Annotated in this window: 14 protein-coding genes; 6 read left to right on the forward strand and 8 right to left on the reverse strand. The window is 64.1% G+C overall.

Annotation, left to right across the window (positions count from 1 at the left end):
• Positions 1-75: 75 nt before the first annotated feature.
• Both recJ and AB5Y98_RS06540 read right to left on the reverse strand, forming a co-directional pair.
• A complete protein-coding gene (gene recJ / locus AB5Y98_RS06535; protein WP_368231561.1) occupies positions 76-1806 on the reverse strand; it encodes a single-stranded-DNA-specific exonuclease RecJ in 1731 nt (576 codons plus the stop codon).
• On the reverse strand, positions 1769-2488 hold the full coding sequence (locus AB5Y98_RS06540) for a disulfide isomerase DsbC N-terminal domain-containing protein (protein ID WP_368204560.1): 720 nt from the start codon (positions 2486-2488) through the stop codon (positions 1769-1771). The genes recJ and AB5Y98_RS06540 overlap by 38 nt, the downstream gene beginning before the upstream one ends.
• A gap of 258 nt (positions 2489-2746) precedes the next feature.
• Here AB5Y98_RS06540 and mscL point away from each other — a divergent pair, with 258 nt between their 5' ends.
• A complete protein-coding gene (gene mscL / locus AB5Y98_RS06545) occupies positions 2747-3157 on the forward strand; it encodes a large-conductance mechanosensitive channel protein MscL (RefSeq protein ID WP_005298202.1) in 411 nt (136 codons plus the stop codon).
• 168 nt (positions 3158-3325) lie between these two features.
• A complete protein-coding gene (locus AB5Y98_RS06550; RefSeq protein ID WP_368231562.1) occupies positions 3326-4864 on the forward strand; it encodes a diguanylate cyclase in 1539 nt (512 codons plus the stop codon).
• Here the strand turns inward: AB5Y98_RS06550 and xerD are convergent.
• On the reverse strand, positions 4861-5760 hold the full coding sequence (gene xerD / locus AB5Y98_RS06555; RefSeq protein ID WP_017783707.1) for a site-specific tyrosine recombinase XerD: 900 nt from the start codon (positions 5758-5760) through the stop codon (positions 4861-4863). The two genes, AB5Y98_RS06550 and xerD, sit on opposite strands and share 4 nt — an antisense overlap.
• A 183-nt stretch (positions 5761-5943) precedes the next feature.
• On the opposite strand from xerD, the gene fldB reads away from it, so the two are divergent.
• The 4 genes from fldB to AB5Y98_RS06575 all read left to right on the forward strand — a co-directional run bounded on the left by fldB (position 5944) and on the right by AB5Y98_RS06575 (position 10069).
• Positions 5944-6462 (forward strand): flavodoxin FldB, encoded by a 519-nt coding sequence (gene fldB / locus AB5Y98_RS06560; protein ID WP_005298196.1) that lies wholly within the window; start codon positions 5944-5946, stop codon positions 6460-6462.
• A 298-nt stretch (positions 6463-6760) separates the two neighbouring features.
• A complete protein-coding gene (locus AB5Y98_RS06565; RefSeq protein ID WP_368231563.1) occupies positions 6761-8161 on the forward strand; it encodes a TldD/PmbA family protein in 1401 nt (466 codons plus the stop codon).
• Entirely contained in the window at positions 8161-9501 is a 1341-nt protein-coding gene (locus AB5Y98_RS06570; RefSeq protein ID WP_368231564.1) for a TldD/PmbA family protein, read from the forward strand. The genes AB5Y98_RS06565 and AB5Y98_RS06570 overlap by 1 nt, the downstream gene beginning before the upstream one ends.
• Positions 9502-9676: 175 nt before the next feature.
• Entirely contained in the window at positions 9677-10069 is a 393-nt protein-coding gene (locus AB5Y98_RS06575; RefSeq protein ID WP_368231565.1) for a VOC family protein, read from the forward strand.
• Between the two features lie 72 nt (positions 10070-10141).
• Here the strand turns inward: AB5Y98_RS06575 and AB5Y98_RS06580 are convergent, their stop codons facing one another.
• The 5 genes from AB5Y98_RS06580 to AB5Y98_RS06600 all read right to left on the reverse strand — a co-directional run bounded on the left by AB5Y98_RS06580 (position 10142) and on the right by AB5Y98_RS06600 (position 15859).
• A complete protein-coding gene (locus AB5Y98_RS06580) occupies positions 10142-11068 on the reverse strand; it encodes a L,D-transpeptidase family protein (protein WP_324043595.1) in 927 nt (308 codons plus the stop codon).
• Between the two features lie 276 nt (positions 11069-11344).
• Positions 11345-12625 (reverse strand): glycosyltransferase, encoded by a 1281-nt coding sequence (locus tag AB5Y98_RS06585; protein WP_368231566.1) that lies wholly within the window; start codon positions 12623-12625, stop codon positions 11345-11347.
• The gene (locus AB5Y98_RS06590; protein ID WP_368231567.1) at positions 12625-13500 is read right to left on the reverse strand and encodes a TauD/TfdA dioxygenase family protein; all 876 of its coding nucleotides are present in this window, start codon (positions 13498-13500) and stop codon (positions 12625-12627) included. Before AB5Y98_RS06590 ends, AB5Y98_RS06585 begins: the two co-directional genes overlap by 1 nt.
• Positions 13501-13510: 10 nt before the next feature.
• Complete coding sequence (locus AB5Y98_RS06595; protein WP_042006910.1) at positions 13511-14485, reverse strand: L-tyrosine/L-tryptophan isonitrile synthase family protein; 975 nt, start codon at positions 14483-14485, stop codon at positions 13511-13513.
• A gap of 525 nt (positions 14486-15010) precedes the next feature.
• Complete coding sequence (locus AB5Y98_RS06600) at positions 15011-15859, reverse strand: patatin family protein (protein WP_042049666.1); 849 nt, start codon at positions 15857-15859, stop codon at positions 15011-15013.
• Positions 15860-15954: the final 95 nt, after the last annotated feature.

A 15954-nucleotide genomic window follows, 5' to 3' on the forward strand; every position in this document is an offset into this window, starting at 1 on the left:
CAAAATCCGGGTTCATACCATAAAAAAACGGCCACCCTGAGGTGGCCGTCATCGGCAGCAAGAGAGACTCACGGATCAGAGGCCGGCGGCTTCCAGATGCTCCACCAGCAGTTGCACGCTGCGGTTGCCGCGCCACTCGTTGACGTCGAGCCGGTAGACCAGCCGCACCCGTTTGACCGAGGCATCGGGCCAGCGCTGCAAGTCGACCCCGAAGGCGATGGCATCCACCGCGTGGCCGGAATCCGTGGTCAGCATCATCTTGAGGTGCTTCTCCCCCACCAGCCGCTGCTGCACCAGCACGAACTCGCCGTCGAACAGCGGCTCGGGGAAGGCCTGACCCCAGGGGCCGGAGGCACGAATAAGCTCCGCCAGCTCGAGGGTGAGCTCGTCCGGCAGCAGTTCGCCGTCGGTGAGCAGCACCCCGGTCAAGATCTCAGGGGTCACCAGCTCGCCGATGACCGCCTCGAAGGCGCGACCGAAGGCCTCGATATTGGCCTTGGGCAGGGTCAGCCCCGCCGCCATGGCATGACCGCCAAACTTGCCCATCAGGCCGGGGTGACGGGTGTCGAGCAGTTCCAGCGCATCGCGCAGGTGCACCCCGGGGATGGAGCGCCCGGAGCCCTTGAGCTCGGTCTCGCTGCTCTCGGCAAACGCGATGACCGGGCGGTAGTACTTCTCCTTCACCTTGGAGGCCACCAGCCCCACCACTCCCTGATGCCACTCATCCCGGTGCAGCACGATACCGGAGGGCACCTCGCCGTCACGAAACCGGATCTGCTCCAGGGTGGCCAGCGCATCCTGCTGCATCCCCTGCTCGATCTCCTTGCGCTCCTGGTTGAGGCTGTCCATCTCGGATGCTAGCTGGCGCGCCAGGTTGAGGTCGTCACTCAGCAGACAGGCGACCCCGAGGGACATGTCGTCGAGCCGGCCCACCGCGTTGAGGCGCGGCCCCAGCGCAAAGCCGAGATCGGCGGCGCACAGGCGACGACCGTCGCGACCGGACACGTCCACCAGCGCCTGGATGCCGGGGCGGCAGCGGCCGGCCCGGATCCGCTGCAGGCCCTGATGGACCAGGATGCGGTTGTTGCCATCGAGCGCCACCACGTCGGCCACCGTGCCAAGGGCCACCAGATCCAGGTAATCCGCCACATTGGGGGCGCGCAGCCCCTGGCGCTCATACCAGCCGCTCTGGCGCAGATGGGTGTTGAGGGCCGCCATCAGGTAGAAGGCGACCCCGACCCCGGCCAACGACTTGGAGGGGAAGTCGCAGCCATGCTGGTTGGGGTTCACTATCGCGTCGGCGTCAGGCAGCTCCTGGCCCGGCAAATGGTGATCGGTAACCAGTACCTGCATGCCGGCCGCCTTGGCTGCCGCCACCCCGGCGATGCTGGAGATGCCGTTGTCCACCGTGATGAGGAATTCGGCGCCGCGGGCCACCGCCAGCTCGACGATCTCGGGGGTGAGGCCATACCCGAACTCGAAGCGGTTGGGCACCAGAAAATCGATGTGGCGGCCACCCATGGCGCGCAGGGCCAGCACGCACAGGGCCGAGCTGGTGGCGCCGTCACAGTCGAAGTCACCGACGATGAGAATGCGCTTTTGCGCCGTCAGCGCCTCGGCCAGCAGGGGCACCGCCTGCGCCATGCCGAACAGGCGCTGGGGTGGCAGCAGCTGATTGGCGCTGCGCTCCAGCAGGGCAGGGTCTTCGACTCCACGGCTGGCGAAGATTTGCCGCAGCAAGGGATGAAGGGTGGCGGGCAGATGGGAATCATCCACGCGCGGACGACGACGGATTAGCAGGGGCATCGATGTGATCCAGTATCTTGAGCAGTTGTTCAGGGCTCTGATAACCGCGCAGCAGGTCGCCATTTGGCAGGACCCAGCTCGGCAGCGCCTTGATCCCGAGCCACTGGCTCAGGCCGATATGATGGGCAAGGATCTCATTACAGCCGCTCTCAGGCAAACGATCACTGAGTTCGAGTTCACGAAGCAGCCCGGGATCGCACCAGCGCGCCTGCGCCTCGGCCAGTTCGGCAAAGGGGCCGAGCACCGGCAGCAGTTGCACACTCACCCCCCTCGCCTGCAAGGCGGGCAGCTCATCCAGGGTGGTGCGACAGCCGCGGCAGGCGAGATCGGTAAACAGGGTGAGGCGGTGGCGCTCGGGCACGGCCTTGAGCTGCATCCGCCGCTCGCCGATCTGGGCTAGGGCCAGCTGCCGCTGTTGACGCTGGCCCAGCATGGTGAGGTTCTTCATGTCGTGGGCCAGATCCAGCATGGTACCCAGCAGCACATGGTCGCCCCTGGCATCGGTATAGAGGGGCCCCTGCGCGGTGCCAAGCAGATAGAGGCCGGAGACCGGCGTCTCGTCCACCAGATAGACCTGCACCCCGAGCCGCCGCTCTATGGTCTGTTTCAACAGTTGGGGATCCATCCCCGCGCTGACGGCAAAAGAGCCCAGCAGCATCATTCCCAGCAGTAAATAGTGCACTTTTTTACTCACTTGGCATGAACGAATGGACTCACAAGGTTACTCAGCAAATATGCTCGCCTCAACTGCTTGATTACTGATTGGTTAATAGAAGGGTCGCAAAAAAATCCCGATCTGACAGGTTGCCAATCGGGCAAAGCCCCAGCAAGCTAACCGGGACGACAGGAAACACGACGGTCATCCTCTGTTTTCCTGATGCTTTATTATTCAAACACCAGGGCGGCTCAGGCCGCTGCTAGCCCATTTTTGGAGGGGAAAATGAGTCTGATTCAAGAGTTCAAGGCCTTTGCATCCAGAGGCAACGTCATCGACATGGCGGTCGGTATCATCATCGGGGCCGCCTTCGGCAAGATCGTCTCCTCCTTCGTCGGTGATGTGATCATGCCGCCCATCGGCCTGATCCTGGGGGGCGTGGACTTCAGCGACCTCGCCGTGACCCTGAAGGCCGCCGAGGGCAGTGCGCCGGCCGTGGTCATCGCCTACGGCAAGTTCATCCAGACCATCATCGACTTCCTGATCATCTCCTTCGCCATCTTCATGGGGCTCAAGGCGATCAACACCCTGAAGAAGAAGCAGGAAGAGGAAGCCGCGGCACCGGCCGGCCCCACCAAGGATCAGGAGCTGCTGACCGAGATCCGCGATCTGCTCAAATCCCAACAGGGAAAATAAGCGCCAGCTCCTGTCGTGTACTGGAAAAAAACCGCCTTCGGGCGGTTTTTTAGCTACATCAGCAACGGAACACTTTACACTTGGCATCACCCAGACCCTGATCTGCATCCGCCCCCCATCCCACGCACATCATGCTTGAATGAATGTAAACCTACAGGAATCATCGCCATGACATCCCCGACAGTGAAGACCAGAGCGAAACATGGTTTCATTCTGCGCTATTTGCTGTTGCTCTCCCTGCCCCTGCTATTGATGACAGCCAGCAACCTCTATCTGTTTTTCATCAAACAACAGAACGTAGTACGCGAGCGCATGGAATTTTTCAGCAGCAGTACGGCCCAGCAATGGGACAACGCGCTGAGCTCGGTCGAAGAGCAACTCAATATTCTGGCGGTGGATCTCGCCAACCATGACGGCGTGCTCCCGCCGGAAATGCGGGCGCGGCACTACTCGGTGTGGCAGCAGCTCAGCCGCTCGGGCAGCCTGCTGAAGGGGCTCTACTATGTGCAGCGGGACAATACCCTGGTCAACTTCAACCATCAGCTCCCCCCTTCCCCCCAGGCAATGGCCAAACAGGCATGGTATCTGGAGGCCATCCATACGCCGGGTATCAATATCTGGAGTGCCCCCTATCTCGACACCGTCCAGCACATCCCGGTGGTGACCCTGTCGCGGGCGGTCTTGAACCACAGCGGCAAGATAGTGGCCGTGATTGGTCTGGACGTCGAGCTGTCGCGAGTCTCGGACCGGATCGGGCGCATGCTGCAGGGCGGCAAGCAGATGACCTACCAGCTCTACGATCGCAGGTATCAGCGCATCGTGGCGCACAGCAACCCGCTGCTGAACGCCACCCCGCTAGACGAGCCCTGGTTATCCCAGCTCCAGGGGAAAAATGGCGCGATCCAGAGCCAGGATGACGAACTCATCGCCTACTACACCCTGGCCAACAACCCCGGCTGGCAAGTCATCATCATCTACCCCTTCAGCAACTCCTTCGTCATCAGGGAGCTGCTGCCCAACATGATGATGGGGCTGTTGCTGTCGCTGGTCATGTTCATCCTGGTGGCCGTCATCTTCCATCAGCGGCTGGAGAACACCATCGGCATGCTGGTGCAGGTGGTGCGCCAGTTGCGGATCACCCCGCCGGGACAGCCCCTCATCATCCCCCGCATTCCGGGCATCGAGGAGCTGGAGGACGAGATCACCCTGATTTCCGACCAGATGCAGGCGGAGAGCGAGAAGGCCCAGCGCGATGCCCTGACCGGGCTCTACAACCGCCGCTACATGGACACCCTGCTGAGCGAGCTGCACCAGCAACATAGCCCCTATGTGCTGGCCATCATCGACATCGACAACTTCAAGCAGATCAACGACCGTCATGGCCACCCCGCCGGCGACAGCGTGCTCAGACGCACCGCCTCCCTGGGCAGCCAGTTGCTGGAGGGCAAGGCCACCCTCTGCCGCTTTGGCGGCGAGGAGCTGGTCGCCATCTTCGAGCAGGGGCGGCTTAAGGAGGCACAGCAGCAGATGGATCAGTGGCGCCGCGCCATGGCCACGCAGAACTGGCGCGAACCGGGCTTGACCGTCACCTTCAGCGGCGGGCTGGCCGAGGCGCTGGATGCCCCGCCCGCCGAGGTGCTGGCCCAGGCGGATGCCGCCCTCTATCGCGCCAAGCAGGAGGGGAAAGATCGCCTCTGTCTGGCCTAGGCGCGCGGGTGGTGCTGGCCGTGCAGCGCCTTGAGCCGCTCGTTGGCCACGTGGGTGTAGATCTGGGTGGTGGAGAGATCCGCGTGACCCAGCAGCATCTGCACCACCCGCAAGTCGGCGCCGTGGTTGAGCAGGTGGGTGGCGAAGGCGTGGCGCAGGGTGTGGGGAGATAGCTCCCCGCTGATGCCGGCCCGCAGGGCATAGAGCTTGATGCGGTGCCAGAAGGTCTGGCGGGTCATCATCTGGGCCCGCTTGGAGGGGAACACCACGTCCGAGCTGGTGCCCCCCAGCAGCAGGCCGCGCCCCTCACGGTAGTAACGCTCCAGCCAGTACACCGCCTCCTCCCCCATGGGGACCAGCCGCTCCTTGTTGCCCTTGCCCACCACTCGCACCAGCCCCTGGCGCAGGCTGACATGCTCGGCGGTCAGCCCCACCAGCTCGGAGACCCGCAGCCCGGTGGCGTAGAGCAGCTCGAGCATCGCCTTGTCGCGCAGCTCCAGCGGGTCATCCACCAGCGGCGCTTGCAGCAGCGCCTCCACCTCGGCTTCGCTGAGATCCGATGGCAGCTTCTTGGGCAGCTTGGGCCCCTCCAGCAGCACGGTGGGATCGTCGCTGCGCAGCTTCTCCCGATTGAGATACTGGTAGAAGCGGCGCAGGGCCGACAGGAAACGGGCCGTGCTGCTGGCCGCGAACTGCTGGTCCACCCGCCAGGCGAGGTAGTGCTGGATGTCGTCCAGCCCGGCCAGCAGCAGGGAGCCCCCCTGCTCGTCGAGCCAGAGGGAGAATTTTTCCAGATCGGTGCGATAGGAGCTGACCGTGTTGTCGGAGAGGCCCCGCTCCAGCCAGAGGGCGTCGAGAAACGGCTCGATCAGGGGATGGGATTCAGCTTTGCTCATGGTACGCCGCGCTCAGGGAAACAGTCCCCCATTGTAACGTGTCGACCCACCCGGCCCGCAAGGCAGGCTTGTCCATGGCCCGGCAAGAAGTGAAGCGCGCCGGGCAATCTGCTAGACTGGCGCCCACCCCGGGCGCCGCTGTGCCGGTCACGCCCCTTGCCTACTGCGATCAAGAGAAGAGCGATGAAGATTGGTTTGTTTTACGGCTCTACCACCTGCTACACCGAGATGGCCGCCGAGAAGATCCGCACCCTCATTGGCCCGGAGCTGGTCGATCTCCACAACATCAAGGACGTGCCCCTCATCCGCATGCAGGAGTACGACATCCTGATCCTAGGCATCTCCACCTGGGACTTCGGCGAACTGCAGGAGGACTGGGAATCCCGCTGGGAAGACATTGCCGACCTGCATCTGGAGGGGCGCATCATCGCCCTGTTTGGCCTCGGCGATCAGCTGGGCTATGGCGAATGGTTCCAGGATGCCCTCGGCATGCTGCATGACCAGCTGGTGCCCAAGGGGGTCAAGCTGGTGGGCTACTGGCCCAACGAGGGGTACGAGTTCGACGCCTCCAAGGCGCTCATCGACGATGGTCGTCACTTCGTCGGCCTGGCCCTCGACGACGCCAATCAGTACGACCAGACCGAATCGCGCATCGAGCAGTGGGTCGACCAGATTTTGAGCGAGATCCACGAACTGCTGTGACGCCGGGTTTTCTGACAGCAGTGGCGATGGCCCCCTGCCATCGCCCGCTTCCCGCACGGCATGTCGAAAAAGGCCTTGTGACAGGCCCATTGAACAGACGTCAGCTGCGACGCTTCCCCGCCTGCCGCCCCAGGTTTCGGACCACCGGGCGCATAAATCGCACCGATTTTCTCAATCGGTATCATCGTATGACGCTATAGCGACTTTTTTATGCTGGTCTGCAACAATGGAAGCGACACCCCATAACAATCACAGCCGGGTGTCGGAAGCAAACGGACAGACCAGAAAAGGACATTCTATGACCCCATTCTCCCTGTTGGCCCCCGCCATCGCCCGCGACGTGCTCGATCACGCGCTGGCGCTGGGTGCCGACTTCGCCGAGCTGTTTGTGGAGCGCAAGCGCCGCAGCCAGCTCAGCCTGCTCTCCAGCCAGATAGAAAACATCAGCGGTGGCCTCGATTTCGGCATCGGCGTACGCCTGTGCTACGGCCACAAGGTGCTCTACGGCTACACCAACCTGGCCGATCGTAACGAACTCTTGCGCATCGTCACCCTGCTGGCGGCCAAGGACAGGCGTGACCCCGTGGTCACCGCCACCGCCTTCGATTTCACCCGCCTGAACGATCGCAACCCGATCGCCCTGCCCCTGTCGGCCGACAAGCTGCTGGAGCAGAAGATCGCCTACCTGCACGCCATGGATGCCGCGGCCCGCGCCGAGAGCGACAAGGTGAGTCAGTTTGCCGGCAACGTGCTGGGCTGGGAGCAGGAGGTGGAGATCTTCAACAGCGAAGGGGTGCAGGTAAGCGATCGCCGCCACTACAACCGCATCATGGCCCAGACCATCGCCGCCCTTGGCAGCGAACAGAGCGTCGGTTACGAAGCCCCCGGCGCCATGATGGGCTGGGAGCACGCCGCCAGTATCGATCCCCGCGAGCTGGCCCTCACCGCCACCCGCCAGGCGCTGGTGAAGCTGGGGGCGGCCCCCTGCCCGAGCGGCAAGCTGCCGGTCATCATGGAGAGCGGCTTTGGCGGCGTCATCTTCCACGAGGCGTGCGGCCACCTGCTGGAGACCACCTCGGTGGCCAAGAAGGCCTCGGTATTCCACGACAAGATGGGCCAGCTCATCGCCAATCCGGTGGTCAGCGCGGTGGACGAAGGCTTGCAGGGCAACGCCTGGGGCTCCATCAACGTCGATGACGAGGGAATGGCGACCCAGCACACCCAGCTCATCAAGGATGGCGTGCTCACCGGCTTCCTGGTGGACCGGATGGGGGCCCTTCGCACCGGCTACGCCCGTACCGGCTCCGGGCGCCGTGAATCCTACAAGTTCGCGCCGGCCTCGCGCATGCGCAACACCTATATCGAGCCGGGCAATCACAACCTGGACGACATGCTGGCGACGGTGGAGCACGGCATCTATGCCAAGCGGATGGGGGGCGGCTCGGTGCAACCCGGCACCGGCGAGTTCAACTTCAACGTGCAGGAAGCCTACCTCATCGAACACGGCAAGATCACCCGGCCCCTCAAGTCGGCCACCCTGATCGGCACCGGCCCGCAGGTGCTCAAGGAGATCTCCATGGTGGGGCGCGATCTGGCCCTCTCCGCCGGCATGTGCGGCTCGGTCTCCGGCTCCATTCCTGCCTCGGTCGGCCAGCCGCCGCTCAAGGTTGACAGCATTCTGGTCGGAGGGAACGCCTGATGAGCCAACTCGACATGAACCAACTGCTTGCCCGCTTGCTGGACCAGGTCGCCGACCTCGGTGCCGAGGCGGACATCATCGCCAACCAGGACAAGGCCTTCTCTCTCAAGGCCGACAAGGGTGAACTCAGCGAATACAAGGTCACCAGCAGCCAGCAGATCGGTATTCGGCTGATAAAAGAGGGTCGGGTCGGCATCGCCTATTCGGAGTCTCTCGACGAGTCTGCGCTGGCCGCCATGGTGCAGGATGCGCTGGATGCCAGCCGCTTCGCCAAGGTGGACCCGGATCAGACCATCGCCGTGCAGCAGAGCCGGCTCACCACCGACTGCGCCGAGATCAATCAGCCCGACACCACCCCAGTGGAGGAGAAGATTGCCCTGGCCCTGCGCCTCGAATCGGAGATGCTGGCGCTGCCGGACGTGACCGGCGCCCCCTACAACAGCTTCTTCGAGGGAGAGGGCCGGCTGTGGCTCGCCAACAGCCAGGGCAGCCTCTGCCAGCACCAGGCATTCAGCGTCGGCTGCTACAGCTCAGCCCTCATCGAGCGCGACGGCCGTCAGTCCATGTTCTCCCAGGGGCAGTATGAGCGCCGCTTCGATGCGCTGGACAGCCAGACCCTCATCCAGCAGATCCACGCCGTGGCCGACGGCCTGCTGGCGGGAGACGCGGTGCCGAGCGGTCACTACAGCGCCATCTTCGACACCAATGCCCTGGCCAGCCTGTTCGGCTGCTTTCAGGCAGCGCTGTCGGGCAAGTGGGCCCAGCAGGGGATCAACCCCTGGCGGGTCAAGCTGGGCCAAAGCGTGGCTTCCCGCTGGCTCACCCTGGAGAGCCGGGCCTATATGCCGGGCGGCATGCACATCAAGGCCTTCGATGGCGAGGGTGCCGCCACCCGGGATCTGCTGCTGATCGGCGAAGGGGAGCTCAAGACCCTGCTGCACAACAGCGCCACCGCCCGCCACTTCGGTGTGGCCAGCAACGGCTCGGCGGCCCGCAGCGCCCGCAGTGCGCTGGATGTCAGCCCGCGCCACCTGGTGTTCGGGCTCGGCCCCCACAGCGAGGCCGAGGCGCAAGCAGGCGAGTATCTGGAGCTGGTCAAGCTGGACGGCCTGCACTCCGGCGCCGATGCGGTGAGCGGCGACTTCTCGTTCGGCGCCTCCGGTTTCCTGTGCCGGGACGGCGTGCGGGTGGCACCGGTACGCGGCATCACGGTAGCAGGCAACTTCTATCGCCTGCTGAGTGAGCTGGAAGCGGTCGGCAACCTGCTGCACCACGACGATGGCAAGAGCTTCTATGCGCCGCTTATCCGCTTTGGCGGATTGAGCATCGCCGGCAAGTAACTGTATATCGAGGGAAAAAACCTCCAGTTCCCCACCCGAAAGCGGCGCCTGATGGCGCCGCTTTTTTAGCTCTGGCGCCCCTCATGGGCCACTCCTAACCTCTAAGAAGCTGTCTACGACCTGCCGCGAGAGGTCGTCAGCAAGGAACAGAGCCGCCGGTCGCATCGGCCGGCACATGCAGGAGATCATCAAGATGGACAATACCCTGGTCTGGGCCGACATTCCGACACGGGATCTGGAGCGCGCCATGGCCTTCTACTCGGCCCTGCTCGACGTGCCGGTCACGCCGATACAGGAGGAGATCCGCTTCGCCATGCTGCGCCACGACGGCAACAACGCGGCGGCCTGTCTCGGCCCCATGGACAAGTACCACCAGCCGGGGCACTCGGGCCCCCTCATCTACCTCGCCCTGGGCGATCGCCTGCAGGAGGCCGAGCAGCTGGTGCCCAGCATCGGCGGACGAGTGCTCGAGCCCCTGCACAGCATCGGCAGCGGCCATGGCTCCCGGGTCATCATCGAAGATACCGAGGGCAACTGGCTGGCCCTCTATGCCCCGCCGGCCGGCTGACGACGGCTGCCCCCAGAAACAACAACGGCGACCTGATGGTCGCCGTTGTGCATGAGTCAGTCTCCCGGGTCATCAGACCTGCGGGTTGAGACGGGTCGGCATGCCGGTACGCTGTTCCAGCACCTGTTTGACCACGTTGGAGTCGCTCTCAGCGTGGGCGATGAAACGGGTGGTGGCCGGGGTCATGGGCAGCGGCACGGAGGCGGTGGAGTTGAACTCCGCCTCGGTGCGTGACAGCGGCTCGTGCACTTCCATGTAGCGGCTGCCATCCGGCTCGACCGTGGTCTTGACCGGCTGGTTGACGAACTGGACGCGAGTACCGACCGGCACGTTGTCGAACAGGTACTTGATGTCGTCGGCACGCAGGCGCACACAACCGCTGCTCACCCGCAGGCCGATGCCGAAGGTGGCGTTGGTGCCGTGAATGGCGTACAGGTTGCCGATGTAGAGCGCATGCAGGCCCATGGGGTTGTCCGGGCCGGCCGGCCAGACCGCTGGCAGGGTCTTGCCCTGGGCGGCGTAGCGGCGACGGATGTTCTCGGTCGGGGTCCAGGTCGGGTTGGCACGCTTGCGCTCAACCTTGGTGATCCAGTTCTCCGGGGTGTTGACCCCCAGCTGGCCGATGCCGATGGGCAGCACCTGCACCACGTTCTTGCCTTTCGGGTAGTAGTAGAGACGCATCTCGGCCACGTTGATGACGATCCCTTCGCGGGGAGCGTTCGGCAGGATCAGCTGATGGGGAATGATCAGCTTGCTGCCAGCCTTGGGCAGGTAGGGGTCGACGCCCGGGTTGGCTTCCATGATGTTGGTCAGACCCAGCTGGAAGTCAGAGGCGATCTGCTCCAGCGGACGGTTGTCCGCGGGCACCACGTATTCCTGGTTCTCGCCGATCAGGCGGCTGTTGGCGGCGGGCAGCTGGTATTCAACGGCGGCAGCCTGCTGGCCGGCCAGTGCCAGCGTACATAAAAGAGCCGAAGCGGCAATGCGAAGGGGATTCATAAAATTCCTGTGTGGTTTCCTGTACCAAGTTGGCCGAAGGCCGTGTCATCCTCGGTTGCGCCGGGGCCCGAAGCTGGCGTCCGCGGTCGATTACCGAGCGCGCATTCTTTCCTGAGTCGGCCAAAATTTCAACGTCGAAAACGCTCTTTTTTGCATGAAAAAGCGCATCCGGCGCCACTGGCGCAGCCTGCTGTCATTATGGCCACGCTAGCAGCCACAAACTGAGCAGAAGCTGAACAAAAAGGGAGGCCGCCTGGCCTCCCCTTCATCACGCTATCAAGGTCGTCCGCCGAGCAGATCCGCCACGCTCGCGGCGATGGCGGCGCGGCCATCAAGTGCCGCCATCTCGTCGGCCAGCAGTTGGGCCCTTGCCCGATAGCGCGGCTCGCCAACCACCTTGCGTACCGCCGTGGCCACCATGGCCGCCGTCGGCTCGTTGCTGTGCAGATTGATGCCGGCACCGCTCCAGGCCACCCGGGTCGCCACCTCCGCCTTGTCCTCTCCGGTACCCGCCACCACCAGCGGCACCCCGTGGGCCAGCGCGGACTGCACTGAGCCGTAGCCGCCGTTGGTCACCAGAGCGGCGGCGCGGGGCAGCGCCAGCTCGAACGGCACGTGGTCGGTGACGATGGCATTGGCCGGAACGGCATCGCCCAGCAGCGCCGGATCCCGCCCGCCGGTGGTCAGCAGCAGTTGCAGCTCGTCGCCGGCCAGCCCCTGCATGGCCGGCAGCAGCAACTGCCCCAGATCCACATTGGCCAGGGTGCCCTGGCTGACGATGACCAACGGCCGCTCGTCGAGCCTCTCCCACCAAGGCGGCGTCAGCTCAAGCCGGGGTGGCAGCAGCGGGCCGACATAACGGAGCACCCCCTCCAGCTCCGGCCGCTCGTATTCAAAGCCGGCGCAGGAGAGCTGCAAGAAGGCATCGGGCGCCGTCACCATCACGTCGGTGAAGGGGGCCGTCAGCGGCGGCGCCCCCGCCTCGGCCAGGGCGGCATCAAAGCGCTGTTGCACCTCCCTTTGCAGTTGCCGGGTCGGCTCATCGAGCCAGGGCAGCTCGCCAAGGGAGCGGCGCAGCTCGGGGGGAATGCGTGGGCCGTAGAAGATGGCGTCCGGACTCGAGTAAGAGACAGGGTTCACCCCCAGCATCAGGATCGGCACCGGCCGGCCATGGGGCTGCTGCAGCAAGGGCAGCACGCCGTAGAAGCCGTTTTCCACCAGCAGCAGATCCACCCCCTCCGCCGCGATCAGCGCCCTCAGCTGCCTGTCGTGCTGCGCCATGGGGGCGGCGAAGAAACGCTTGAGCGCCAGCGCCATCTGGGCGGTACCGCTCAGGCTGGCCCGCTCGGGAAAGTGCCGCTCCAGCGACCGGTAGTCAAAGTCCACCTCGGGGGCGAAGGGCACGAACTCGGCGCCAGTGTCACGGATGTGCCGCTCGAACAGGGCGCCGCACAGCATCAGCACTCTATGCCCCTGCGCCACCAGCTGGCGAGCCGCCGCCAGCATGGGATTGACGTGGCCCGGGGTGGCGGTGGCCGCCAGCAACAGGGTCGCCATCACGCCGCCCCTTGCGGCGCCAGCGCCGGGTTGAGGCAGACCGGGCTGGCCTGGATGTGGACCCGCTGGATGTGGCGGGCGGAGCGGGCGGTGAACCCCTCGCGGCCGTGCAGCAGGCCGAGGTTGTCGGCGATCACCACATCTCCCCCTTGCCACTGGTGGGCATAGAAGTAGCGCGGATCGTAGAGCCGCTCGTGAAGATCCTGCAGGAAGGCGGCCTGCTCGGCCGGCGCCACCCCCTCGATGTCGAGGGCATGCTGGTTGAGAAAACGCACTCCCTCGCGCGGCGGCTCGTTGTAGCGCAGCACTGTCTCGCCGCTCACCGGGTGAGGCACCAGCAGCGACGAGCTCACCTGGCCGCCGTAGTGCACCACCTGCTTGATGCGATAGGTGATGTGCACCCGCTCCCAGCGGGCCAGCCGCTCACCGTCCAGCTCGGTGAGCAGCTGGCGGGTATTGATGAAGGTGGTGCGCCCCCCTTCGTCCGCCGCCGGGGCGTGCACGCAGTGAAACAGCTGGAACTCGGGCAGGGTCGGCTTGTACATGCCGTCCCAGTGCAGCGGCACATAGCTGGAGTCGAAGATGTGGTCGGTGGCGTTCTCGTGCTCCTTCACGTCCAGCACGGCGCCGAAGGGCCACATCATGATCTCGCCCCACTCCTCGCCGTAGCGGGTCAGCCGCTCGGGATCGGTGAAGCCCGACTCGAACCCGCGCAGGATCAGCACGCCGTGGCGGCGGGCCAGCTCGCGCAGCGCCTCGATAGCCAGGCTCTGCACCGGCTGGCCATTGCGGGCCGGCTCAATCAGCAGGCCGAACGGGGCCTGCGGCAGGATGCGGCAGCGCTCGCCGCCGAGGGTAACGATGGATGCAGTCATGGGAAACTCCTCAGGCGGCGGCCTGCTTGCCGTTGATCAGGTAGTGGCTCGGACGGCCGTGGATGTGGACCAGCTCATGCTCCATCGCCAGAACGTCGCGCCGCTTCATCAGCACGAACTGGCCATCCAGGTTGGCCGCCACCCCGTGCCAGGGGGTGAGCCAGTCATCCCGGGTCGGCAGCATGTGGATGCCCATCTTCAGGCTGTGGCTCGCCTGGGGGTGGATGGAGAGGCGGATCGCCTCGGGGAAGCGCTCCGCCAGCAGGTTGCCCCAGGCGCGGCTGCGCTGGATCACCGCATGAGTGCGCCCCTTGGCATCCCGCTGCAGCGCCGTATTGGAGAGCGGGGTGTCCGGCAGCTGGCTGTCTTCATAGAGGAAGCGGGTCATGGCGCGATAGAGGCGAATGCCCTCCTCGGTGCTTCTCACCTCCTGGGCAATCAGTTCCAGCGGCTCGGCGTAGCGCTCCACCAGCTGTTCGCGCAGGGTGTCGAAGTCGCGGCTGGCGCAAAACTCGGCCATGCCCGCCACCATCCCCAGGTGGAAGACCCCGAGATGGGTCGCCCCCAGCTCCAGGATCAGCTGCTCGATATGGGCCTGATAGGCGTCGATGGCCGGGTCCGCCACCCGGATGAGGTCACCGAACACGTGGCCGTCCGAGCAGATGAGGATCCGCATGCCGGGCGCGTAGTGCAGCTGGATGCGCTGGCAGAGGTGGTTGAGAAAACTGAGGGAGAGCCGCTCCGCCATGTCCGGCAGAGAGCCCAGCACCTTGTTAGGATTGGGCGACTTGGTGGGAAAGGCGGGCAACACGCAGAGGATGGTCTCGCCCCGCTCGATGAAGTCTTGCAGACGGGGGATCTGGATGGCGGCCACCTCTGCCTCCTCCTGCTGCCGATCCAGGATGGGATCGGGGAAGCGGCGGCGATAAGGCAACAGCTCGGCAAATATATTCTGGGCAATTTGATGGGAAGATAAACCACTCATTATTCCGGCTCCTTTGGCAGGATTAAAATCAATAAAGATGACTCTTTATCAATGCGTCCAGTCTCTGTTGTTATTATTTGCGTATCCGTTTGCTACCCAAACGAATCGAGAGGGGACAGTAGCCGAGATAAAGTCAGGCTATCAATTCGCCATTGATGTAAACAGCTTCAACCCTGCGCTAATAATCTTTACCGCATAAGCAATTCACATTTATCTATATGAATAAAAACAAAATAATGAATATTTAATCGATTACCAAAAGCCCTTTTCCCAAAAAGTTCCCTAGCCATTATTTTATTTGGTCACAAGTTGACTCAGCCATTATTTAGCAGAGCTTAATAGTGATAGCGGCTCAACGGAATAATAGTGACCATTTCGCCGAAAATATCGCAAGCAATTATTTATTCACATAATAAGCCGATGCGCCATGGCCGGGTTCCGGGATGGCGCAGACACAAAAAACCGGGTGGCCCCGGTTCTTTGCATCTCGTCCCAGCGATGCTGCCTATGGTCGACCGAATCTCCTCAGGCCGGCACCGGCTCCGCCGCCAGATAGTCGAGAGCTGCCTGCCAGCCCATCCGGTAACCCTGCTCCAGCCTCGCCCGGTCGGTGGTCATGCGGCCGACCCGAAAGTTTGCCGGCGGTACTATGACCCGGATGCGGCAATCGGCCGGCGGCTGGCGGATGAAGTCGATGGCATCGTTGTAGCTTTGATGGCGCGACAGGCTGGCCCGAGCCAGCGCAGGCGTCTCGCGCAGCAGGTAGCGATGCAGGGCGGGCAGGCGCGGCGCCCGCTTGCGATAACCCAACGGGCGGGAGAGCACCACTGTGATGTCGCGCGCCCCCTGCTCATAGGCGTGGCGCACCGGAATGGAGTCGGCCACCCCGCCGTCCGTCATGGCCTCCCCGTCGATGCGCACGAAGTCCCGGTAGACCAGCGGCACCGAGCAGGAGGCCTTGATCTGCTGCTCCAGCTCGGCGGCGTTGGCCCTGAGGTAGGCGGCCTGGCCGTCCGCTACCCGGGTAGTCACCACCGTCAGCGGCACCGGGTTGGCGGCAAAGCGCGCCAGATCGAGCCGGCACTCGCGAATGGTGATCGCCCACAGCCAGTCGAGATCGAGCCAGTGACCGCCGCGCACGAACTTGGCCAGGTTGATGAACTCGGGACGGCAGGAGTAGTCGGTGATGACGTTGTGGTTGCGCCCCTGCTGGCCGGCCAGAAAGGCCGCCAGATTGACCGCCCCGGCCGATACCCCGATGCAGTGATCAAACGCCGTGCGCCCCTTGGCCAGAAACGCATCCAGCACCCCGGCGGCAAAAATGCCGCGCATGGCGCCCCCCTCGACCACCAGGGCCGTTTGTCGCCGACTCATCTCGCCTCCCCGTTTTGCTCTGTGAATGGTCTCACACTTTGGCCCATTCAGAGCCCGGCTGCCTGCCGGGATCCCTATAATGGGCCCTCCTTCGC

It is taken from the genome of Aeromonas sp. s3 (assembly GCF_040907805.1).
In the GTDB taxonomy this organism is placed as follows: Bacteria; Pseudomonadota; Gammaproteobacteria; order Enterobacterales; family Aeromonadaceae; genus Aeromonas; species Aeromonas dhakensis.

Coding starts and splice junctions, on each gene's coding strand:
- recJ (WP_368231561.1), bottom strand. CDS start 1,806: ATGCCCCTGCTAATCCGTCGTCGTCCGCGCGTGGATGATTCCCATCTG.
- mscL (WP_005298202.1), top strand. CDS start 2,747: ATGAGTCTGATTCAAGAGTTCAAGGCCTTTGCATCCAGAGGCAACGTC.
- AB5Y98_RS06550 (WP_368231562.1), top strand. CDS start 3,326: ATGACATCCCCGACAGTGAAGACCAGAGCGAAACATGGTTTCATTCTG.
- xerD (WP_017783707.1), bottom strand. CDS start 5,760: ATGAGCAAAGCTGAATCCCATCCCCTGATCGAGCCGTTTCTCGACGCC.
- fldB (WP_005298196.1), top strand. CDS start 5,944: ATGAAGATTGGTTTGTTTTACGGCTCTACCACCTGCTACACCGAGATG.
- AB5Y98_RS06565 (WP_368231563.1), top strand. CDS start 6,761: ATGACCCCATTCTCCCTGTTGGCCCCCGCCATCGCCCGCGACGTGCTC.
- AB5Y98_RS06570 (WP_368231564.1), top strand. CDS start 8,161: ATGAGCCAACTCGACATGAACCAACTGCTTGCCCGCTTGCTGGACCAG.
- AB5Y98_RS06575 (WP_368231565.1), top strand. CDS start 9,677: ATGCAGGAGATCATCAAGATGGACAATACCCTGGTCTGGGCCGACATT.
- AB5Y98_RS06580 (WP_324043595.1), bottom strand. CDS start 11,068: ATGAATCCCCTTCGCATTGCCGCTTCGGCTCTTTTATGTACGCTGGCA.
- AB5Y98_RS06585 (WP_368231566.1), bottom strand. CDS start 12,625: ATGGCGACCCTGTTGCTGGCGGCCACCGCCACCCCGGGCCACGTCAAT.
- AB5Y98_RS06590 (WP_368231567.1), bottom strand. CDS start 13,500: ATGACTGCATCCATCGTTACCCTCGGCGGCGAGCGCTGCCGCATCCTG.
- AB5Y98_RS06595 (WP_042006910.1), bottom strand. CDS start 14,485: ATGAGTGGTTTATCTTCCCATCAAATTGCCCAGAATATATTTGCCGAG.
- AB5Y98_RS06600 (WP_042049666.1), bottom strand. CDS start 15,859: ATGAGTCGGCGACAAACGGCCCTGGTGGTCGAGGGGGGCGCCATGCGC.